Below are 23,149 nucleotides of genomic sequence, written 5' to 3' on the forward strand. Positions count from 1 at the left end.
ATTATAGGTTTTGTCAGGAGAGAGACTTTTCCCTCATTTTATTCTCGCAGGTACTATGAGTGTTGCAGTATTCGCTTCATTTTTGAAGCAATCGCCAACACTAAATTTTAATACCTCAAATTCGCAGGGATTGCTTTCAGTAATGGCAGTGGACTCTACTGAAGATTCTTTGCAATATCCGATCACAGATCAATCTACAAGTGATTTCTTTTTTAATAATCCCAATGCATTTGATTTATCGTCACCTACAGGTATTGAATCTAATGTGGAATATGACCCTGAAACGGGTGAATATATATACATTGAAAAGATAGGCGATACCTATTATCGTGATCCGCAATATATTTCTTTCGAAGATTTTTTGGATGCGCAATTAAATAAGTCTTTAACAGACTATTGGATTGAGAGGTCGCAAGGTGCGGGCTTGCTGGATGGTGATGGTAGCATTCCAACACTTTATACTGGCAGCGAATTATTTGATAGAATGTTTGGTGGCAGTAATGTGGACATTCGGCCGCAGGGAAATATTGAATTGACCTTTGGTGCGAGTTTTCAAAATGTACAAAACCCTATTCTTACTGAAGATCAGCAGAAACAAGGAGGTTTTGATTTTGATATGGACATTAATGCCAATGTATTGGGTCAGATAGGTGAGAAATTAAAACTCACTTTTAACTATAATACTTCTGCCACCTTTGATTTTGAAAATCAGGTGAAATTAGAATACACCGGTTTTGAAGATGAGATTATTAAAAAGATTGAAGCCGGTAATGTGAGTCTGCCACTTACCACTCAATTAATTCCCGGAACACAAAGTTTATGGGGTATAAAAACGCAATTGCAATTTGGCCGGCTTACATGGACAAGTTTATTATCACAACAGCGATCTCAAACCCAAAGTATTCAAATTGAAGGAGGTGCCCAACGCCGGGAGTTTGAATTGAAAGCGGATCAATATGATGAGAACAGGCACTTCTTTATGGGCCATTATTTCAGAAATAATTATGAGCCATGGCTTTCTACTCTGCCTTTTATTAATTCACCCATTAATATTACCCGTGTTGAAGTTTGGGTAACCAACAGAACAGGTGCCACTCAAGATACCCGTGATATTGTTGCCTTAGCAGACTTAGGTGAATCCGACTCCACCTATTGGAATCCCTCACGAGGTGGTACCATAAATATTCTTACGCCGGGAGGTGTGCCATCTAACTATGGGAATGATTTATATCAGAAACTAAATTCTAATTCCAGTAACCGTAATCTGAACGATGTAGTAGCAATACTTTCTGACCCGGGTGGGCAATTCCGGATGCAGGCTGTGAGAGATTTTGAAAAAATTAGAATGCGGAAATTATTGCCGTCTGACTATACTGTGAACAATCAACTAGGTTATATTTCTGTTAACTCCACTCTCCAGCCAGACGATGTTCTGGCTGTTGCTATTGAATATACTTATCAAGGTGAAGTTTTTCAAGTGGGTGAATTTGCCAATAACCTGCCACCGGGAGTGGACTCCACCAATGTGATGTTCCTGAAAATGCTGAAGAGTACATCTGCTCAAACTGCTCTGCCAATTTGGGATTTGATGATGAAAAACGTTTACTCACTGGGAGCTTTTCAGGTGAGCAGTGCCGAATTTCAATTGGATGTTTTATATCAAGACCCGGGTGGTGGATTTAAAAGATATATTCCTGCACAAAACACTAATGTGAATGGAACACCCTTGATAAAACTGATGAATCTGGATCAGCTTAATACGAATAATGATCCCACACCGGATGGTATTTTTGACTTTGTGAACGGCGTAACAATCAACACCACAAACGGTAGAGTTTACTTCCCTGTACTGGAACCGTTTGGCGCACACATGCGATCGGAGGAGGTGTTCGGCAGTGATATTGAAGCAGAAAAATATGCTTACGATGAATTATATACTGAAACAAAAACCATTGCAGAACAATACCCGCAATACAACCGGTATTTCATAAAAGGAAGTTATAAAAGCAGTGTGAGTTCAGAAATATATCTCGGTGCATTTAACTTACCCCAAGGTTCTGTGACGGTTACAGCAGGTGGGCAATTACTTACTGAAAACTATGACTACACCATTGATTATTCACTGGGACGATTGAAAATTATCAATGAATCCATTCTCAATTCCGGCTTGCCTATTAATGTTGCATTTGAAAATAATGCATTTTATGGATTTCAGGTGAAGTCTTTATTAGGTAACAGATTTGACTATTGGATTAACGACAACTTTACCCTTGGTGCCACATGGTTGCGCTTGTCTGAAAGACCTTATACTCAAAAAGTAAATATTGGTGATGACCCCATTTCAAATACTATGTTGGGATTTGATATGAACCTCACCCAAGATGCGCCTTGGTTAACTCGTGGTTTAGATAAACTTCCTTTTTATACCACTAAAGAAACTTCCACAATTACTTTCGCCGGAGAAATTGCCAAATTTATTCCCGGCCATAGTGATGCAATTGGAAAGGGTGATGAAGGAACAATTTATATTGATGACTTTGAAGGAAGCCGCAGTTCTTATGATTTGAAATTCCCCTTCTCCAGTTGGGTTTTAGGGAGTACTCCGCAAAATGGACTGGATGAAAATGGGCAGATATTATTTCCCGAATCTTTATTATTTGATACACTTGCCTATGGTTATAACCGGGCAAAACTTGCTTGGTACACATTAGATCCTTTATTTGTAAGGGAAGATAATTCGGCAAGACCAGCATATTTGACTGCGGATGATGTTTCCAATCACTATTTAGTAGAGATACAGCAGCAGGAAATATTCCCAGCCTCTGATGTTCAAATTACCGGATTAAGTACAATTTCCACTTTTGATATGTCTTATTATCCTTCGGAGAGAGGACAGTACAATTTTGAAACATCTGCCACCACCAATTCAGCAGGGATTAATACCAATAACGAATTAAATGATCCTGAATCCCGCTGGGGCGGTATCATGCGAAGTTTGCAAACTACAGATTTTGAAGCTGCCAATATTGAGTATATTGAATTTTGGGTAATGGATCCGTATGATAATTTGGGTCCGTTTGGCACTCCGGTAACTTCACCGGGTGATTTATATATCAACCTTGGTAATGTTTCGGAAGATGTATTGAAAGACTCACGAATGTTCTTTGAAAATGGATTGCCTAAGGATGGAACTACCCTTACTTTAGATGAAACCATCTGGGGTTTGATGCCAAGAACAATCCCTATTAATCAGGCTTTTGACAATGACCCTGCCACCAGAGAAAATCAGGATAAAGGTTTTGATGGAATGGATGATCCTCAAGAGGCCTCATTTTATGCGCAATATTTAAATGATCTGCAGGCTATCGTTACAGGAACTGCTTATGCCACAGCTTCGGGCGATCCTTCATCCGATAATTATCATTTTTTCAGAGGTACCGATTATGACAATCAACAATTAAGTGTGTTAGATCGCTACAAAAAATACAATAATCCTCAAGGCAACTCACCTACTACAGAAAATTCTGATGAAGCCTATCCTACAGCGGCTACTAACCTACCCGAAACCGAAGACTTAAATCAAGATTTTTCCTTAAGTGAGACAGAATCATACTATCAATATAGAATAAAAATGCAGCCTAATATGGAACTCTCAAACCCATATATCACCGATGTGGTATTGGCTGCACATCAGTTCGAAAATGGTACAGTAGATAGTATAAAATGGTATCAGTTTAAAGTGCCTATTAGTGAGTATGATGCCAAGATTGGAACTATCAGCGACTTCCGTTCCGTTCGTTTCATGCGTATGTATTTAACCGGATTTGACGAGCCTATTGTGTTCCGTTTTGCTAAACTGGAGTTAGTGCGTAATCAATGGAGAAGTTATAATTTTTCATTACAGAGTCCGGGTGAATATATCCCTAACGATAATGCAGGTGAAACCACTTTTAATGTATCCAGTGTAAGTATCGAAGAAAACTCGGGCAAGCAACCTGTTCCTTATGTATTGCCACCGGGTATTAGCCGTGAACAAACTATTGGAAGTGGAGGCTCTGTTTCTACCTACCAACAAAATGAACAAGCGTTGAGTATGGAGATTTGCCCGCTTAATGATGGAGATGCAAGGGCTATTTATAAATCTTTGGATCTGGATTTAAGAAGATATGGTCGCTTAATTTTAAATATTCACGGAGAACCCTTATTTGATGCAGATCCTGCATACACCAATTTACAAGATGGAGATCTTACTGTATTTATTCGGTTAGGATCGGATTTCACAAATAATTATTATGAGTTTGAAGTTCCACTTATTGTCACCAAGTTTCCTTTACCTGTTGGAACAACGGATGATGAATTTGTGAGAGAAGCAATTTGGGCAACTTTAATTGACTTCCCGCTGGACTCATTAGTAGAAGTGAAGAAACTCAGAGATAAATTGGAGTCAACTCCATTGGTGCCATTTAGTGTGGGAGGAGAAGGCCAGCCTACTTATACCATTATTGGAAATCCGGATTTAGGTTTTGTAGAAGAGGTGATGATTGGTGTACGAAATCCTAAAACATTGGATGGTAGTGGTCAGGCTTTTTGTGCTGAAGTCTGGGTGAATGAATTTCGATTAACAAATATTATTGAAGATGGTGGTTTTGCTGCACTTGCCCGCATGGATGCAAAACTTGCCGACCTTGGAAATCTGACTGTATCGGGCAATATGCATACTATCGGATTTGGTCAATTAGAACAACAAATTAATGATAGATATAAAGATGATTTCTATCAATACGCTGCAAGTTTAAGTTTACAATTAGGCAAATTCTTTAATCCCAAACTTGGATTGCAATTGCCTTTTTATATCAGTATTTCTCAATCATTTAGTAATCCGGAATATGACCCTTATGCATTTGATGTAACCTTAGACGACAAGGTGGATGATATAACTGAAATCTACGGTCAGGATTCAGCATCTATTTATCGAAGGCAGGCAGTTGAATATGCATCTATAAAATCTATTAATCTTACCAATATTCGAATTCAGCGTGATCGTGGCAGAGTAACTCCACAACCATGGGATGTAGAAAATCTGGATCTCACAATTGCATACAGTGAAGATTATGTAAGTAATCCGATTCTGGAATATGATAAAATAAAAAGATATAAAGCGGCTTTAGGATATACATATAGTACGAAAGGAAATTTTTATACACCATTTGAAAAAGCAATTGCAAAAGATAAAGCGAATCTGGCTTTAGTGCGTGATTTTAATTTTAATCTGATACCAACCGGATATAGCTTCCGAACGGAAATGAACAGGCAATTTGGTGAAACCTTGATGCGTGATATTTATGGTGATGGAATGATAGATCCTACCTACAATAAATACTTTAACTGGGATAGATTCTATGGGATAAAATTTGAACCTGCCCGTAATTTAAAAATTGATTTTTCCGCTTCTAATAACAGCAGAATTGATGAACCTTATGGCAAAATAAATACACCCGAAAAAAAGGATACGCTTTGGAGAAATATAGAATCCTTTGGGCGTACAATTACCTATCGTCAAAATTTGAATATCAGTTATAATGTGCCTATAAATAAAATACCCGCATTAAATTGGATTACTCTGCGATCATCCTATAATGCAACTTATGCATGGGTGGCAGGTTCATTAGGAATTGCCGATACATTAGGTAATACTATTAGCAATTCACAATCGAAAACAATAAATGGAGAATTGAATTTCAGGAATCTATATAACAAATCGAAATTTTTGAAAAAATATAATTCTGCAACAATTGTTACCAAATCAAAAGAGCGAAATAAAAAAACAGAAGAGATACCCGAAGACGATGAAATGGTGGAAGGAGAAGATAAAACCAATCCGGAAAAAAGTGCAGCAAGTGTTGGGCTGGGAGGAGAAATTCTAACACGATTATTAATAAGTTTAAAACGGATAACCATAAATTATTCTGAAAACTATGGAACCACCTTACCGGGTTATTTTCCAAAACCTCAATTGTTCGGGATGAATTTAGACGCTAATGCGCCGGGGCTCGGATTTGTTTTTGGTCAACAATTTAATGATAAAGATCTGGAATATGCATCTTCCTCCGGTTGGATAAGTACGGCTACTTCTTTAAACAGTTTGTACTTGCAAAGCTTTTCGCAAAGTCTGGACATTCGTGCGAATATTGAGCCGCTTCCTGACCTGCGTATTGATATGAATCTCACCAAAACTTATTCAGAAAGTACTTCAGAGTATTATAAAAATACTAACACAATTGATGATCCTTATTTTGAACATTTAAACCCATTGGGATCTGGTAATTTATTGATGAGTTATAGTATTATGGGTACCATCTTCGATAAACTAAATACAACGGATGTTACAAAAACATTCCAGCAATTTGAAGATAACAGAACAGTAATTACACAGCGTTATCAGGAACAAAATTTATATTCTGATGGCATCTTTTATAATCCATTGGACAGCACAACTAACGGCGAGTACGCCGAAGGATATGGACCTTATTCTCAGGATGTTTTAATTCCTGCATTTATAGCTGCATATCGTGGCGACGATCCATCCACAGTAAAGCTGAATGTGTTTGAACAAACTCCAAAACCCAACTGGCGTATTACCTATACCGGTCTTGCAAAAATTCCAGCAATTAAACGCACATTTACTTCATTCACTATTACCAGTGCATATACTTCTACATTAGCTGTTGGCAGCTACGCTACTAACCTGAATTTTGATGGCAATTATTATATCTATGCAAATAATATAGATACACTTTCCGGTAACTTCATTACACTCTACAATATTCCGAGTTTGGTATTGAGCGAGCAGTTATCGCCATTAATTGGCATTGATGCATCATGGGTAAATAGCCTTACCACCAAATTCAGCTTCAAAAAGACACGGACATTAAGTATGAGTTTTGTGGATTATCGCCTAACGGAAATTCGATCGCAGGAAGTTACTTTAGGAATTGGATATAGATTTTCAGGATTTACTTTACCTATAAAATTTGGAGGGAAAAACCCCACATTGGAAAATGATCTCACGTTTAAATTAGATGTTTCCTATAGAGATGATATCACTACAAATTTCCGTCTTGATCAGGATCTAAATGAGCCAACGGGCGGTATCACTGCAATAACAATATCTCCAACTCTGGATTATGTGATTAATGATAGGTTTAATGTGCAGTTGTATTTTAACAGACAACAAACCATTCCTAAAATATCAACGGCATTTCCTATTACAACAACAGATGCTGGTATCAAAATAAGATTTAGTCTGGCAGAATAATCATTATCCTGCATTCACTGAAATCCTTTATTTTAGCCGCAAAAATATTGATATGAATTTTCCGGAAAATTTAAAATATACAAAAGACCATGAATGGGTAAGTATATCAGGTAATGTCGGCACTATTGGAATAACCGATTTTGCACAACGTGAATTAGGTGATATAGTCTATGTGGATATAGGCACGGCCGGCGATACATTAGATATTGAATCTGTATTTGGTACTGTTGAAGCAGTGAAAACGGTTTCTGATTTACTAATGCCTGTTTCAGGTAAAATAATTGAATTGAATAAAGAGTTGGATACTAATCCCGAGGCAGTTAATCTGGATCCTTACGGCAAAGGTTGGATGGTGAAAATTGAGCTCACAAATCCATCTGAATTAGATTCTTTAATGGATGCAGGAGCATATCAAGATATGGTTTCTGCCTGATAATTAATAAATGTCAAAAAAGATTAATTGGAAATGGGTAGCCCTTAGCTGGGCTTCACTTATATTATTGCTTTCAGTAATTCCGGGTAAAGACTTACCAAGCATTACTATTTGGGAAATTGATAAAATAGTACATACCATTTTTTATTTTGTACTCAGCTTTACTTCCATAATTGCCATTAAGCAGCAATACCCACAAGTGCCTTTGCGTTTTAATGCAATAATTTATGGAGTGGGCTTATGCATTTTATATGGTTTGTGCATCGAGATAGTACAAGGGGCGTTTCTCGAGAGCAGGTCCTTTGATCTTTACGATCTCGTGGCAAACTTTATTGGTTGCGTACTTGGCGTAATTGGAATATTAGTTATTTTTAAACGGTCATAAAACCAACACATTATGGGAACTTTAACAATTTGGGTTGTTTTAGCATTGCTGGTAATTCCTATTGCTTTTTTCATGTTTATTTTTTCAAGAAATAAACCTGAAGATTTGCTAAAAGAATATGCCGGTACAGAAGAAGACAAATCCGTGTTCGTAAAAAAATACGACAAAGCAGATGTTTACAAACATCGAAATACTTTTATGCAAGTTGGTTTGGCTGTGGCATTAGGTATCGTTTTACTAGCCTTCAATTATCATCCAAAAGAAGAGGCTGTTTCCAGTTTGGTAACAGATAATTTTAGTGAGGAAGATATTGAAGAAATTCCACAGACAAGCCAGTATAAACCACCACCACCACCTCCACCTCCACCGCCAGAAGTTATAGAAGTGGAAGATGATATTGAAGTGGAAAAAACTCCTGAGCTTTTCAATCAGGAGATGGATGTGGAAACAGTAATTGAAACACAATATGTTCCGGTGGATGAACCCGTTATGAAAAAAGAAGAACCAAAAGAACCGGAGATATTTGTAGTGGTTGAAGAAATGCCCACTTTTCCCGGAGGTGATAAAGCACTATATGAATTCCTTGCAAAAAATATCAAATATCCTGCAGTTGCAAAAGATAATGGTATAGAAGGTAAAGTGTATATCAAGTTCGTTGTAAATGAAGACGGGTCAGTTTCACAAGTACAACTTGCACGTGGTATCGGTGGAGGATGTGATGAAGAAGCGATGCGTGTTGTGAAAGATATGCCAAAATGGAAACCTGGAAAACAGCGTGGAAAGAATGTAAAAGTTTGGTACACTCTTCCTGTTTATTTTAAATTACAGTAATAAAATCATTTCAATATTATTATTATGAGCCTGCAACATCTGTGGGCTCATTTTTTTTTAAGTTTATCGCAATTTATTATGAGCCGAAACACTTTGTACAATTCATCGTTATCTGATTTACTTATGTTGCGAAAAATTGTTTTTCTATTAATTACCTGTATTGTTTTTCAAACTGTCCAAGCACAAAATATTTCTGAACAAATAAAATTGGGTCAGGAGTATATGAAAAATGGAGAGTATGATAAAGCTGCTGATTTATATAAAGTTATTTACAACGACAATCCAACTTCCAATGCATATTATAAGATCTACTATAATTGTTTGCTGATACTTGAAGATTATAAAGAGATTGAAAAAATTATTAATAAGCAAATTAAAAAGAGTCCTGAAAATCTTACTTATTATGTTGATTTGGGTTATAGTTATGAAAAACAAAATAATATAACCGACCGTGATAAAAATTATAATCTCGCCATCTCAAAAATTGGTAATGAAAGAGCACAGGTTATTCAATTGGCAAATGCATTTATGTCAATAAACGATTTGCAAAGAGCAATTGATGTGTATTCGGTTGGCAAAAAGAATGTAAAGGATTACAGTTTTAATAATGAACTTGCAATACTTTATTATCGCAGTGGTGATATTTCACGGGCAATGGATTTTTATATTGATTATGCAATGGAGGATATAAATAATTTGAATAATGTTACAACATCACTGCAAAGAATATTAGATGAGGAATCTGATCACATGCTGTTTCAGGAAAAGTTATATAATCGCATTCAACAAAAAGATGCACCTGTTTTAATTGAATTATTAGTCTGGGATTTTGTCCAGATAAAAGATTTTGAAAGTGCTTTTATTCAAATGAAGGCACTCGACAAAAGATTAAAGGAAAATGGCAGTAGAGTATATGAACTTGCACTTACTGCAACCAATGAAAAAGAATATGATGCAGCAATTCAATGTTATAATTATATAGTTCAATTAGGCGCACAATCACCTTATTATTTTTTGGCTCGCAATGGTATTTTAGATTGTCGTTGGGCAAAAATTAAAGAAACAAATTATTATACGCAGGCAGATATTGATGATTTAAAAACTAATTATCAAAACTTTTTGAATGAATATAATCGCTATGATTATCGTGCGGCTTTAGTTACCCAATCATTGGCAACCCTAGAAGCATTTTATAATTATGACGTCAGTGGCGCTATTGCTTTATTAGAAAATGTGTTGAGTTGGGCAGCATTAAATGTGGCGCAAAAGTCTGAATTTAAAATCACGCTTGGCGATCTCTATTTGATTAGTGGTGATATTTGGGAAGCAACGTTATTGTACTCTCAAGTTGATAAAGCAATGAAGGATGAACCCATCGGTGAAATGGCAAGATTTAAAAATGCTAAACTCGCTTATTACCGTGGTGATTTCAATCTTGCTCAAGGACAGTTAGATGTGTTGAAAGCTTCTACTTCAGAATTAGTAGCGAATGATGCATTAAAACTTTCTGTGTTTATTACCGACAATTTAGGATTGGATTCTATATTGGAACCAATGAAATTATTTGCTGCTGCTGATTTGTATTTATTCCAAAATAAAATATCAGATTGCATATCCACTCTGGATACATTATTAAAATCTTATCCCGATCATAAATTAACGGATGATGTATATTTTATGAAATATCAAATTGCAATTAAGAACAGGGAAATGGATTCGGCAGTGCAATATCTGGAATATATCCGCAGTAATTATGCATTCGATTTATTATCCGATGATGCATTATTTTATCTAGGCGATTTATATCAAAATTATTATAAGGATACCGCAAAAGCAATGGCTTGTTATGAAGAATTAATTATTCAATACAAAGATTCTTTATTTGTGAATGAAGCCCGCAAACGATTCAGAATATTGCGAGGGGATAAGCTTAATTAGTGAGTAAATTTGCTGTGAAAAACTTATCTATGTATATCTATAACGTAACGTTAAAAGTGGCGATTGATCGTGCTGATGAATGGCTGCAATGGATGCGCACCGAGCATATTCCTGATGTAATTGCAACTGGATCTTTTACGGGATATAAACTTAATAGATTATTAGATGATGGAGATTTGGAAGGAATCACTTTCGTTGTGCAATATGATTTAGCAAACCTTGATGATTTTCTTTCTTATAAACAAAAATTCGCACCTGAATTACAACGCAAACACATAGAAAAATTCGGAGATGATGTTTTTGCTTTCCGCACTTTAATGGAAGTGATTTCCTGATTTATTTAAATCAACTATTTCCTCTTTTCAATTTATTTATCAATTTATAAATGCAACTAAAAGAATACTCAAAATTCCAATTGGCACTCCGCAATGGATTTGAAAAGGAAGAAGTGTGGATTGCATATAAGGGAATAATTTACGATGTAACCGATAGTACTTTGTGGCGAAGCGGAAAACATTATGATCATTTTGCGGGTCATGACCTTACAGATGAATTACCTGATGCACCGCATACGGAAATTGTATTTAAACGATTAAAAGTGGTAGGTAAATTAATTACTTAATTCTGAATTTTACCAAATCCACAAATTCTCCCACACGCTTTTGAATTTGTCGTTGCTGTATTTCCAACAGTCTTTGTGGACCAAATTTTTCTACACAAAAAGATGCCATCGCAGAACCATAAATAATTGCACGTTTCATATTGGTGAATGAGAGATTTTTTGTTTTAGCTAAGTATCCCATAAATCCTCCGGCAAAAACATCACCGGCACCGGTGGGATCAAATACATCTTCCATTGGCAAGGCAGGTGCAAAGAATATTTCATTTCCAGAAAATAATAAAGCTCCATGTTCTCCTTTTTTGATTACTAAAAATCGTGGACCCATTTTTAATATTTTACGAGCGGCTTTTGCAATTGAATATTCACCGGAAAGAGCACGAGCTTCTTCATCATTTATTATAAGCATGTCGGCAAGCTTTATTGCTTTCTTCAAATCCTTTTGAGTGTTTTCCATCCAAAAATTCATGGTATCCATTGCAATTAATTTGGGTTGGTTTTTTCAATTGCTTGATAATACTTATTTGAATAGCCGGGTCAATATTTCCAAGCATTACAAAATCACTATTACTATATGCTTTAGATAATTTGGGATTAAATTCCGTCAACACATTCAGATCTGTAGCAAGTGTATCTCTGGAATTCATATCCATATGATATTTGCCTGACCAGAAAAATGATTTTTTCCGGCTTTAATTTCTACTCCTTCAGTATTCACTCCTCGCTTACGCAAATTTTTAAACATAATCTCAGGGAAATCATCTCCAACTATAGATACCAGATTTACAGGTTCATGGAAAAAAGAACTTGACAGGCTGATATATAAACCTGATCCACCAACCACTTTGTCAGTCTTCCCGAATGGGGTTTCTATTGCATCAAATGCTACTGTTCCAGCTACTAATAAACTCATTATAATAAAATTTTGTGCAAATATTGGAAATTATAACCGCTCCAAGTACCTTTGCAATCCAATTTTTAAGTAATCATTCCTCGATAGCTCAGTTGGTTAGAGCATTTGACTGTTAATCAAAGGGTCCCTGGTTCAAGTCCAGGTCGGGGAGCAAAACCATCCATCAAAACAATGGGTGGTTTTTTTATGGCAGAATACGTTTACATATTACAATCAGAAAAACTGGCGGTTATTATATTGGCCAAACGGATGATATAGAAAAGCGATTAATGCAGCATAATTCTATTGATAATGTTGAATACACAAAACGAGATCAGCCATGGGCACTCATTAAAACCTTTCAATGTGATTGCAGATTGCAAGCCCGAACAATTGAGCGCCATATAAAAAACATGAAGAACAGAAAATATATTCAAGACATAATAAAGCATTCAGAGATATTTGAGAAGCTGAAAATAAAGTATCCCTGCATTTGTAAACCCCAAAAATAATCGGGGTGGTTCAAGTCCAGGTCGGGGAGCAAAACCATCCATCAAAACAATGGGTGGTTTTTTTATGGCAGAATACGTTTACATATTACAATCAGAAAAAACTGGCGGTTATTATATTGGCCAAACGGATGATATAGAAAAGCGATTAATGCAGCATAATTCTATTGATAATGTTGAATACACAAAACGAGATCAGCCATGGGCACTCATTAAAACCTTTCAATGTGCTTGCAGATTGCAAGCCCGAAGAATTGAGCGCCATATAAAAAACATGAAGAACAGAAAATATATTGAAGACATACTAAAGCATTCAGAGATATTTGAGAAGCTGAAAATAAAGTATCCCTGCATTTGACTGTTAATCAAACCCCGATAATTATCGGGGTGGTTCAAGTCCAGGTCGGGGAGCAAAACCATCCATCAAAACAATGGGTGGTTTTTTTATGGCAGAATACGTTTACATATTACAATCAGAAAAAACTGGCGGTTATTATATTGGCCAAACGGATGATATAGAAAAGCGATTAATGCAGCATAATTCTATTGATAATGTTGAATACACAAAACGAGATCAGCCATGGGCACTCATTAAAACCTTTCAATGTGATTGCAGATTGCAAGCCCGAACAATTGAGCGCCATATAAAAAACATGAAGAACAGAAAATATATTCAAGACATAATAAAGCATTCAGAGATATTTGAGAAGCTGAAAATAAAGTATCCCTGCATTTGACTGTTAATCAAACCCCGATAATTATCGGGGTGGTTCAAGTCCAGGTCGGGGAGCAAAACCATCCATCAAAACAATGGGTGGTTTTTTTATGGCAGAATACGTTTACATATTACAATCAAAAAAAACTGGCGGTTATTATATTGGCCAAACGGATGATATAGAAAAGCGATTAATGCAGCATAATTCTATTGATAATGTTGAATACACAAAACGAGATCAGCCATGGGCACTCATTAAAACCTTTCAATGTGCTTGCAGATTGCAAGCCCGAAGAATTGAGCGCCATATAAAAAACATGAAGAACAGAAAATATATTGAAGACATACTAAAGCATTCAGAGATATTTGAGAAGCTGAAAATAAAGTATCCCTGCATTTGACTGTTAATCAAACCCCGATAATTATCGGGGTGGTTCAAGTCCAGGTCGGGGAGCAAAACCATCCATCAAAACAATGGGTGGTTTTTTTATGGCAGAATACGTTTACATATTACAATCAGAAAAAACTGGCGGTTATTATATTGGCCAAACGGATGATATAGAAAAGCGATTAATGCAGCATAATTCTATTGATAATGTTGAATACACAAAACGAGATCAGCCATGGGCACTCATTAAAACCTTTCAATGTGATTGCAGATTGCAAGCCCGAAGAATATTTTAGATATTGCAGGCAAATAGTTTATTATTTCTTAGCCCTATCGCCCTTTACTTTCACAGCATATTTATTTGGTTGTATAAATCCAACTCGCCTTTCTGCATCTGCATGTGTAAATTCAGCACCATAAAATACAATCATTGATGAATAAGAAACCCAAAGAAGAATAAGAATTATTGAACCAGCCGGACCATATCCACCACCGGGATCTGCTTTGCCAAAATAGAGTGATAATCCATATTTCCCCAGCTCAAATAGAATTGCAGTAACAAGAGATCCCAACCATACTTGATTCCATTGAATTTTTGCATCCGGAAAAAATTTAAACATCAATGCAAATAAAAATGTAAGAATGCCTATGGATATAATAATATTAAGAATTTGTATAAGTATAATTAATGAATCCGGAAAATTGCCTGTAACCCATTTCCCTAGTGAAGCAAGTACTGCCGAAATAACCAATGATGCAATAAGTATAAATGCAATAGAAAGAATAAGTCCAAACGAAAATAAACGCACACGCAACATTGTTAGAATTCCAGATTTGGATTTATCTGCTTTTACTTCCCAAATTGTATTTAATATTTTCTGGAATTGAGCAAATACACCTGTGGCACCAACTAAAATTGTGATAATACCAAGAATACTGGCAATAACAGATTTTTTAGTTTCACTTGCTGTCGAAATTATTTGCTGAATTTGTTGTGACGTTTCATCACCCATCGTGGATTTTATTTGGGAATTAAGATGTTCACTCACGGCTTCATTGCCGAAAAAATATCCTGCAACTGTAATTATTACCACAAGCAATCCGGGTAAAGAAAATATAGAGTAATATGCAATCACCGCACTTTCTTTAAATGGTTCTTTTGCCCACCAGTTTTTAAAAGCAGTTTTGGACAATAGTGCAAAGTTTTTAATTTTTGATTTCATATTTTTTTGTAAATATTCATGTTATTGTCTTCTTGATTTTATACTATATCTAATTATTAAATTCCGTTTTTTAATTATTGAATTTTTACAATTCAAATTTTGCTTTTTTAAATTATATGCATTGAGGAATTTTTGAGCTAAAACAATTGTAGAGTGATTTTGTTTTTTCCCTGTAAAATCTAACATCGAATTTATTGATACTTATTTAAAATAATTAGAACGTTTACTTTTTATAAATTCATTTTACTACTCTATCATATAAATAAAAAAAGCAGGATTTTCATCCTGCTTTTTTCAAAAACGTTTTAAAGTTATTTAATCAACTTAGTAGTAATTGTTTCTTCACCATTGCGCATCACAGCAATGTACATTCCGCTCATAGCATTTTCGCCTCTAGCAGTTTTACCATTCCATATCATCATGTTTGTTCCGCTATTGCTGTTTAAAGAAGCAACTTGCTGACCTGCATGATTGTAAATAGTGATTTCTGAATTACCTTCTGACATTAATTCACTTGAGAAAACAAAGCCATCACCCATTGGATTAACTACCAATTGGTTTCGCTTAATAATTCTTCTAAGCTGCGAGTCTCAGTTAATACTAAACTATTTAAATCAAATGCTTTTGGAGTGAAACCAATATTTGCAATTGTATTTTCATCAGCACCTGATGCCAATCTTAAAGCACCACAATGTCCGGTAGCATAAGTAACGGGATAATAAAAAGGACCTGAAAAATTTCACCTCCACAGTTTTGTTGGTAATACCATTCCATGTATCCGGAATATCCAGTAGTAGCATTAAATTCAAGTTCATCTACATTAACAGTACAACCATCAGGAAATGGATTAGACCAAAGCATATAGAATACTCCTGCGTGCATATCAAAATAACCGGAAACAGGCCAATTAGTACCAGTACCTAGGTCAATTTCTCCGGAAATTTCATAATACTTTGGACTCATATAAGTAGCTGTTACTTGATAAGTGAATCCACTGGCATCAGTAAAGCAAATAGTCATCCCTTGTGAATTTGTGTAAAAGAATAACCCCAGGGCGAGTGTCATTAATTTTAATGTTGTCTTCATAATTATTTTATTTTACTTCCTCCGACATTGAAGGAATTGAAAGCAAGATATGCTTAATAATCATATAAAAAAAATATTCACATTACTTTTAAGAGATAATCGTGTAAATAATTATGATAATTCTGTTTGAAGATTACTATTTATTGGTTTGCAATAAACCACCAGGATTGAGTACTGAAATACAAAATCATAATTATCCAAGTATTGAACAACTATGCTTGCAATACTTACAAGAGAAATTTCCCAGGAGAAAAAATTATTATTTACGTCCGGTTCATCGCTTGGACAGAGCAGCAAGTGGAGTGGTAATTTTTGCTAAAACTTACACTGCTTTGCAAAATGTGAATACACAAATTCTAAATAGAAAAATCACTAAAAAATATATTGCAATTGTAGAAGGAATATTAAATAAAAAAGAAGACATATTAAAACATTGGTTATTGAAAGATAATTTGCAGAAAAAAGTATTGTAGTAAATCCGCAAACAAAAAATTCGAAAGAATCCATTTTGCATTATGAAGTAATTCACGAAAATGAAAACACCTCTGTTGTAATTATTAAATTAGAAACAGGAAGATATCATCAGATACGATGTCAGTTTTCAGAAATAAAAAATCCGGTAGTAAATGATTCTTTATATGGAGGAAATAAAATTTCCAATGAATCCTCTATTGCATTACATGCTTTGTCTTATTCTATTCATCATCCGGTTTCAAATCAATTATTAATATTTACAGCGGGATTACCCGATAATGATATTTGGCGAGAAATAAATCAAGAGCATATTATTGACGAATTATTTTAAAATTGTAACTTCGATTAATATAATATCTAAAGTTGAAGAGAGTTTTCTTACCAATTATCATTTCGCTAATTTTTTCTCGCTTAGGTGCGCAATCAATTGTGATAAGTGAGGATACATTAATATGTTCAGGCACACCTGCTAATTTGTATGTAGTTTCTGCAAAAACAGTGGGAACAGAAGATTATCTATTAGAATATTTGGATTATGCACCTGAAGATTATACCGGTACTAATGTTGGCTTATCTGACGATTCTTACGGCGGCCCTTATAGTATAGGCTTTACATTTTGTTTTATGGGTAATTCATATACGCATTTTTATATTGGCTCAAATGGATGGGTAAGTTTTGGTGGTGCGGGTGCTCTGGCTACAACATATACCTCTGCTTCTATTCCTAGCACCGGAGGATCAGTTCCAAAAAACTGTATCATGGGTCCCTGGCAGGATTGGCATCCGGGTATTGCCGGTGGCCCATATATTAAATATCATACAATTGGAGCTGCTCCTAATCGAAAATTAGTTGTTAGCTGGAATAATGTTCCCATGTATTCTTGTACTACAACCTATGGAAAATTTCAAATTGTGTTAAACGAAACTTCTAACATAATTGATAATCATATTACCAATAAAGAGTATTGTGCTTGGGCAGATGGAACAGCCACTCAAGGTCTCCATAATCTTGCTGGAACTTTTGCCTATGTTTTCCGGGCAGAAACTCTTCAGTTTGGGAAGCTACGGATGAATCCAGCAGATATTTACCAATTGATACCATATATGATCCGGAAGTTACATGGACAACCTTGGCAGGAACTCTAATTGGCACAGGTGATAATATTACAGTGAATCCAATAATAACTACCTCCTATGTCGCCTCTATTAATGTTTGTGGTGGATTAAATTTATTAGATACAATGGTGGTGAATGTAATGGAGAACAATGCAGATTTTTCTTTTTCGACTACGGATTTCTGCCCTGATGGTTCTATATCTCCATCTTTTATAGAAACTCCCGGTGGTATATTTACTATTGAGCCAACAACTATTCCTATTAATTCAGCAACAGGAGAATTGGATATTGAAGATGCTGCTTCAGGTTCTTATTATATAGCATATACAACCCCTGCCGACCCCTGTTCTTTTACACATGGGGAATCAATAAACATTGTTGCTTATCCTGATGCAACAATTGCTTATGCGGACACAGTTGTTTGTGCTTTTGGTTCTGTACTGCCAACATTGATAACTACTATAGGCGGAACATTCAGTATTTCTCCAACCGGTAGTGCAACCATTAATTCTAGTACTGGTAGCGTAGGTTTGAGTACGGCTATTATTGGTACAACTTATACGGTTTCATACACCACTTCCGGGCTTTGTCAATCAACATCCACTTTTTCTTTTTCGATAAGACCATTTGATGATGCAACATTTGAGTATGACGATGATTCTTATTGTCCTTACGGAACTGCAATACCTGTGAGTATCGCTTTAGATGGAGGCACATTTACTTCAACACCTGCAACTCTTGATATTGATGCGGTTACAGGAGAAATTGATTTATCATTAGGCACTTCAGGAACCACGTACTTTATTACCTATACCACCGACGGCGGTTCATGCAGTAATTCAGAAACAGTAACAGTTCTTATTGATCCGTTGGATGTAGCTACTTTCGGTTATGGCGCTACTTCTTTTTGTGCAGGCGGTACTGTGAATCCAACTTTTATTACTACTTCCGGGGGTGATTTTTCTGTTTCACCTGCTACCTTATCAGTGAATTCATCCACAGGTGCTATTGATTTGACAACAGGAACTGTAGGTGCTTTTTATAATATTACCTACACCACTCCCGATGGCCCTTGTCAAAACAGTTCCACTATTACAATTTCTATTAATGCAAATGATGATTCCACTTTTGCATATCTGGATTATATTTATTGCGCCGTTGGTTCAGCTATGCCTTCAAGCATTACAACTTCCGGTGGTGCATTTAGTATTTCACCTTCGGGTTTGTCCATCAATAGCACAACAGGCGCATTGACATTAGGAGGCTCAACTCCTGGAACTTACACGGTTACTTATACAACACCTTCAGGATTTTGCAGCAGTTCCTCCTCACATACCATTACTATAGATCAATTTATTGATGCCTACTTTTATTACGACAGTGCCGCATATTGTAATTATGGAAATATAACTCCTTACATCATGAATCCCGGAGGAAATTTTGTTGCTAGTACAGGCATAAGTATTAATGCAACTAGTGGCACAATCAATTTACTTGCATCCACTCCCGGTGGACCGTATTCTGTTTTTTATAATTCACCCGGATGTACAGAGCAGGATACTTTCTTAATTACCGTTTATCCTGATCCGGTATTGACATTAAGTTTTGATGATATTATTTGTATTGAAGGAGAGCCTGTTTTATTATTGGGGACTCCAACAGGCGGTGTATTTTCAGGCAGTGGAGTTTCGGGCAATTATTTTAATCCCGAAGATATTTCTGAACAAGGCACTTATGTAATTCACTATTTCTATACTGATGCAAATGGCTGTGTCAACGATATAACAGACATAATTCAAGTGGTGAAAAATTCTGTATTTGCAGGCGATGATATTACCATTATAGAAAATAATATTATCCAATTGAATGCGGAGGGAGGAGTTATTTTTGAATGGAAACCTCCTTATGGATTGAGTTGCACCGGTTGCCAAAACCCGGCAGCACAACCCTATATTACCACTGAATATACTGTTACTTCTTATGATGAATATGGTTGTGTTGCAACGGATATTATTAATGTAACAGTATTGTTGTTTGATGACTTGTCCGTATTTGTACCAAATGCATTTACTCCTAATAATGATGGTCTAAATGATTACCTATTTGCCTACGGATCTGATATTGCAGAAATTGAAAGTTTTTCAGTGTATGATCGTTGGGGTAGTTTAGTTTATCAAGCAACAAATCTTTCTCCAGATGCTGTAAATATGGGTTGGGATGGAACCATCAATGGCTCTGCTGCACAAGCCGGTGTATATGCATTTATTATAGAAGTGAGATTCACTTTTGGTGGCTCTAAAGTGGTGAAAGGAAATAGCACAATACTCAGGTAATTTTTAATCTGAAATTTTCTTCCTTGTTTTTTTAACTTCGCAACACTTCAACTTATCGAATCCAGAGATTTGCAAATCATTCAAAATTATATCGGGGGAAAATTTGTAGCGCCACAAAATGGAAAGTATATGCCTGATTTTAATCCGGCTACTGACGAAGTAATTGCACAAATTCCGGAATCAAATAGCGATGATGTAAATGATGCTGTTCAAGCTGCAAAAAATGCATTCCCCGCATGGTCGCATTTATCAATTACTAAGCGATCAAAAATATTATATCGCATTGCAGAATTAATTGAAGAGAAAAAAGATATACTTGCACTTGCAGAGAGCAATGATAATGGTAAACCTTATCTATTAGCTTATGAAGTAGAAATTCCCAGAGCCAGTTCTAATTTCGAATTCTTTGCCACCGCAATTCGTCATTTCGCAAGTGAAGCACACATTAATAAAGGTCAAAATATCAACTATACTATTAAAAATCCTATTGGAGTTGTTGCTTGTATTTCGCCCTGGAATTTGCCATTGTATCTGTTCTCCTGGAAAGTAGCTCCTGCCTTAGCTGCGGGAAATTGTGTGGTAGCAAAACCATCAGAGGTTACTCCACTCACCGCTTATTTACTTTCTGAAATTTGTATGGAAGCAGGTATGCCTCCCGGAGTGTTTAATATTATTCACGGTACCGGTCCTGATGCGGGCGCAGCATTAGTAAAACATCCGGATGTGAAAGCAATATCATTTACTGGAAGTACAAGAGCGGGTAAAGAAATAGCTTCTATCGCTGCACCCATGTTTAAAAAATTATCATTGGAATTAGGTGGTAAAAATCCGGTATTGATTTTCGCTGACTGCAATTATGAGAAGATGTTGGAAACAACAGTACGAAGTGCTTTTCAAAATCAAGGACAAATCTGTTTATGCGGCTCACGTATTTATATTGAACAAAGTATTTACGAAAAATTTAAAAAAGACTTTGTTGCCCGTTCACTTCAGTTAGTGATTGGTGATCCACTTGAGCCAGACACTAAGGTCGGTGCGATTGTAAGTGATCTGCATTTTAAAAAAATACTTTCCTATCTTCGCCTGGCTCGGGAAGAAGGAGGAAAAATATTGTGTGGCGGCGAAGTGGTAAAGTTAAGTGGACGATGTGCAAATGGGATGTTCATACAACCCACCATCATTGAAGGATTAGATATACATTGCCGCACAAATCAGGAAGAAATATTCGGCCCGGTGGTAACAATAACCCCTTTTAACACAGATGAAGAAGCATTGATGCTTGCCAACAATAGTGTGTATGGCTTAGCATCGGTGATTTGGACACAGGATCTGACAAGAGCACACCGCATGGCGGATGCAATTGAAAGTGGTATTGTTTGGATTAATTGCTGGCTGGAAAGGGATTTGAGAACACCATTCGGAGGCATGAAACAAAGCGGCGTAGGAAGAGAAGGAGGCTGGGAAGCATTGAGATTTTTTACAGAACAAAAAAATATAACCATTCAACTATAATCTTAAAAAAATTACTGGTGCAGGTAAAAACAATCATTCAAAAAAACTACAGATCATCCATTATTTTTTCAGCAACAATTCTGCTGTTGTCATCATGCCAGATGGTTAATCAATCATTATTTACTAAATCTTATACAGACCCGCATATTGCCGAACAGCCTGTTTTTATTGAAGACTTTTATCCGGATGATGCTATTACAGCTACTCGGCATAATAAGTTGAAAACAAGGGCAGAATTACGCATTACCGAAGACGATAATGTATGCTATGCGCAAACACGCAATACCTACATTTTTACCGATGATGAATTAGCAGGTATCAGTGATATTGGTGGGGAAGAATTAAATGCAGACTCCGTTAGCGGAATTGGTTTTGATGCAGGGGGTGATGCAATTATTTCAAAAGAATTATTTGATCTGGGAAGTTCATACGCCGACAAATTTGATCCTTTGAAATTAGAAGGCAAATTATTGGTGGATGTTACCATGGATGATGTGAGTTGTTTTACAATGCCCGTCTTGGGTAAAACAAATTCAAAATTTGGATGGCGACGTGGCCGTGTGCATTCAGGAATTGATCTCGATTTGGAAACTGGTGATGCTGTAGTGGCTGTGATAGATGGTCTTGTTACCAAAGCACAATACACCGGCGGTTATGGTAATCTTGTTGTTCTTCAACATGAGAATGGATTGGAAACCTATTACGCCCATTTATCAAAAATAAAAGTAGAGCCCGGACAACAATTAGAGTCGGGTGATATACTCGGTTTAGGTGGCAACACAGGTCGTTCTACAGGGCCGCATTTACATTTCGAAATCCGATATAGAGGTGCTGCTTTTGATCCCGCTTATCTTGTTGACTTTGATGCAAAGCAATTGCGGACAACAGATTTGGTGTTAGATAAATCTTCTTTTAAAGTAATTAATGAAAAATCTTCCACAGCCTATTATACCGTGCGAAAAGGAGATACACTTTCTAAAATTGCAGTGAAAAATGGAACTTCCGTAAGTAAGATTTGTAAAATGAATAGCATATCATCCACCAAAATTATTAAGCCCGGAATGCGCCTTCGGATTCGTTAATTGAGTTTTTTTTTCTTTGTCAATTGTCAATTGTTTTGACAAGTTGTTCTATCAAAAGCAGATTTATTTAGATAGATATTGTTCTTGTAAAGAAGAAAAATCATTTATTTCCCTCCCCTTTTAAGGGAGGGGAAAAGGTAAAACGTTTATGCATTGGTACATTCAAATGCCTTGTTCCAATCATGATGAGAAAAAATAAATTAATTATGAGATCAGAGTTAATCACTATGATGATTTTTTTTTCATTGTCAACTGTCAACTGTCAATTGTCAACTGTCAACTGTCAACTGTCAATTGT

The 23,149-nt window shown here is 36.0% G+C and carries 21 protein-coding genes, 1 tRNA gene and 1 pseudogene; 19 read left to right on the top strand and 4 right to left on the bottom strand.

The window, feature by feature from the left end; all coding sequences use genetic code 11:
• Positions 1–10: 10 nt before the first annotated feature.
• The 7 genes from sprA (at position 11) to IPN31_16220 (ending at position 11,524) form a co-directional block, all read left to right on the top strand.
• Complete coding sequence (sprA, locus tag IPN31_16190) at positions 11–7,315, top strand: cell surface protein SprA (GenBank protein ID MBK8683416.1); 7,305 nt, start codon at positions 11–13, stop codon at positions 7,313–7,315.
• A gap of 52 nt (positions 7,316–7,367) precedes the next feature.
• Complete coding sequence (gene gcvH, locus IPN31_16195) at positions 7,368–7,748, top strand: glycine cleavage system protein GcvH (GenBank protein MBK8683417.1); 381 nt, start codon at positions 7,368–7,370, stop codon at positions 7,746–7,748.
• Between the two features lie 10 nt (positions 7,749–7,758).
• Positions 7,759–8,133: a VanZ family protein gene (gene vanZ, locus IPN31_16200; GenBank protein ID MBK8683418.1), complete on the top strand. Its 375-nt coding sequence runs from the start codon at positions 7,759–7,761 to the stop codon at positions 8,131–8,133.
• A gap of 144 nt (positions 8,134–8,277) precedes the next feature.
• The gene (locus IPN31_16205) at positions 8,278–8,964 is read left to right on the top strand and encodes a TonB family protein (GenBank protein ID MBK8683419.1); all 687 of its coding nucleotides are present in this window, start codon (positions 8,278–8,280) and stop codon (positions 8,962–8,964) included.
• A 78-nt stretch (positions 8,965–9,042) separates the two neighbouring features.
• Positions 9,043–10,902, top strand: coding sequence for a tetratricopeptide repeat protein (locus tag IPN31_16210; protein MBK8683420.1), 1,860 nt, complete (start codon positions 9,043–9,045; stop codon positions 10,900–10,902).
• Between the two features lie 29 nt (positions 10,903–10,931).
• Positions 10,932–11,237 (top strand): DUF4286 family protein, encoded by a 306-nt coding sequence (locus IPN31_16215; GenBank protein ID MBK8683421.1) that lies wholly within the window; start codon positions 10,932–10,934, stop codon positions 11,235–11,237.
• A gap of 50 nt (positions 11,238–11,287) precedes the next feature.
• On the top strand, positions 11,288–11,524 hold the full coding sequence (locus IPN31_16220) for a cytochrome b5 (protein ID MBK8683422.1): 237 nt from the start codon (positions 11,288–11,290) through the stop codon (positions 11,522–11,524).
• Here the strand turns inward: IPN31_16220 and IPN31_16225 are convergent.
• Positions 11,517–12,434: pseudogene (locus IPN31_16225) on the bottom strand (sugar kinase). The gene IPN31_16220 and the pseudogene IPN31_16225 sit on opposite strands and share 8 nt — an antisense overlap.
• 77 nt (positions 12,435–12,511) lie before the next feature.
• Between IPN31_16225 and IPN31_16230 the strand changes: the two are divergent.
• From IPN31_16230 to IPN31_16255, 6 genes are all read left to right on the top strand, one after another.
• Positions 12,512–12,585: transfer RNA gene (locus IPN31_16230), tRNA-Asn, on the top strand.
• A gap of 118 nt (positions 12,586–12,703) precedes the next feature.
• Positions 12,704–12,925, top strand: coding sequence for a GIY-YIG nuclease family protein (locus IPN31_16235; GenBank protein ID MBK8683423.1), 222 nt, complete (start codon positions 12,704–12,706; stop codon positions 12,923–12,925).
• Positions 12,926–12,974: 49 nt separating this feature from the next.
• Positions 12,975–13,280: a GIY-YIG nuclease family protein gene (locus tag IPN31_16240; protein ID MBK8683424.1), complete on the top strand. Its 306-nt coding sequence runs from the start codon at positions 12,975–12,977 to the stop codon at positions 13,278–13,280.
• Between the two features lie 73 nt (positions 13,281–13,353).
• Positions 13,354–13,659 (top strand): GIY-YIG nuclease family protein, encoded by a 306-nt coding sequence (locus IPN31_16245; protein ID MBK8683425.1) that lies wholly within the window; start codon positions 13,354–13,356, stop codon positions 13,657–13,659.
• Positions 13,660–13,732: 73 nt separating this feature from the next.
• Positions 13,733–14,038: a GIY-YIG nuclease family protein gene (locus IPN31_16250; protein MBK8683426.1), complete on the top strand. Its 306-nt coding sequence runs from the start codon at positions 13,733–13,735 to the stop codon at positions 14,036–14,038.
• A gap of 73 nt (positions 14,039–14,111) precedes the next feature.
• The gene (locus IPN31_16255) at positions 14,112–14,321 is read left to right on the top strand and encodes a GIY-YIG nuclease family protein (protein MBK8683427.1); all 210 of its coding nucleotides are present in this window, start codon (positions 14,112–14,114) and stop codon (positions 14,319–14,321) included.
• A gap of 21 nt (positions 14,322–14,342) precedes the next feature.
• Here the strand turns inward: IPN31_16255 and IPN31_16260 are convergent, their stop codons facing one another.
• The 3 genes from IPN31_16260 to IPN31_16270 form a co-directional block, all read right to left on the bottom strand.
• The gene (locus tag IPN31_16260; protein ID MBK8683428.1) at positions 14,343–15,248 is read right to left on the bottom strand and encodes a YihY/virulence factor BrkB family protein; all 906 of its coding nucleotides are present in this window, start codon (positions 15,246–15,248) and stop codon (positions 14,343–14,345) included.
• Positions 15,249–15,559: 311 nt separating this feature from the next.
• Complete coding sequence (locus tag IPN31_16265) at positions 15,560–15,802, bottom strand: T9SS type A sorting domain-containing protein (protein MBK8683429.1); 243 nt, start codon at positions 15,800–15,802, stop codon at positions 15,560–15,562.
• 124 nt (positions 15,803–15,926) lie between these two features.
• Positions 15,927–16,268, bottom strand: a complete 342-nt coding sequence (locus IPN31_16270) for a hypothetical protein (protein MBK8683430.1) — start codon at positions 16,266–16,268, stop codon at positions 15,927–15,929.
• Between the two features lie 179 nt (positions 16,269–16,447).
• Between IPN31_16270 and IPN31_16275 the strand changes: the two genes are divergently transcribed.
• From IPN31_16275 to IPN31_16300, 6 genes are all read left to right on the top strand, one after another.
• Complete coding sequence (locus tag IPN31_16275; protein ID MBK8683431.1) at positions 16,448–16,807, top strand: RNA pseudouridine synthase; 360 nt, start codon at positions 16,448–16,450, stop codon at positions 16,805–16,807.
• A gap of 35 nt (positions 16,808–16,842) precedes the next feature.
• Positions 16,843–17,139, top strand: coding sequence for a hypothetical protein (locus IPN31_16280; GenBank protein ID MBK8683432.1), 297 nt, complete (start codon positions 16,843–16,845; stop codon positions 17,137–17,139).
• A gap of 32 nt (positions 17,140–17,171) precedes the next feature.
• A complete protein-coding gene (locus IPN31_16285; GenBank protein MBK8683433.1) occupies positions 17,172–17,954 on the top strand; it encodes a hypothetical protein in 783 nt (260 codons plus the stop codon).
• Positions 17,939–20,257 (top strand): gliding motility-associated C-terminal domain-containing protein, encoded by a 2,319-nt coding sequence (locus IPN31_16290; protein ID MBK8683434.1) that lies wholly within the window; start codon positions 17,939–17,941, stop codon positions 20,255–20,257. Before IPN31_16285 ends, IPN31_16290 begins: the two co-directional genes overlap by 16 nt.
• Positions 20,258–20,326: 69 nt before the next feature.
• Entirely contained in the window at positions 20,327–21,769 is a 1,443-nt protein-coding gene (locus tag IPN31_16295; GenBank protein ID MBK8683435.1) for an aldehyde dehydrogenase, read from the top strand.
• A gap of 17 nt (positions 21,770–21,786) precedes the next feature.
• Positions 21,787–22,851, top strand: a complete 1,065-nt coding sequence (locus tag IPN31_16300) for a peptidoglycan DD-metalloendopeptidase family protein (GenBank protein ID MBK8683436.1) — start codon at positions 21,787–21,789, stop codon at positions 22,849–22,851.
• The last annotated feature ends 298 nt before the right edge of the window (positions 22,852–23,149 follow it).

It is taken from the genome of Bacteroidota bacterium, from assembly GCA_016715425.1.
Classification (GTDB): Bacteria; Bacteroidota; Bacteroidia; order Chitinophagales; family BACL12; genus JADKAC01.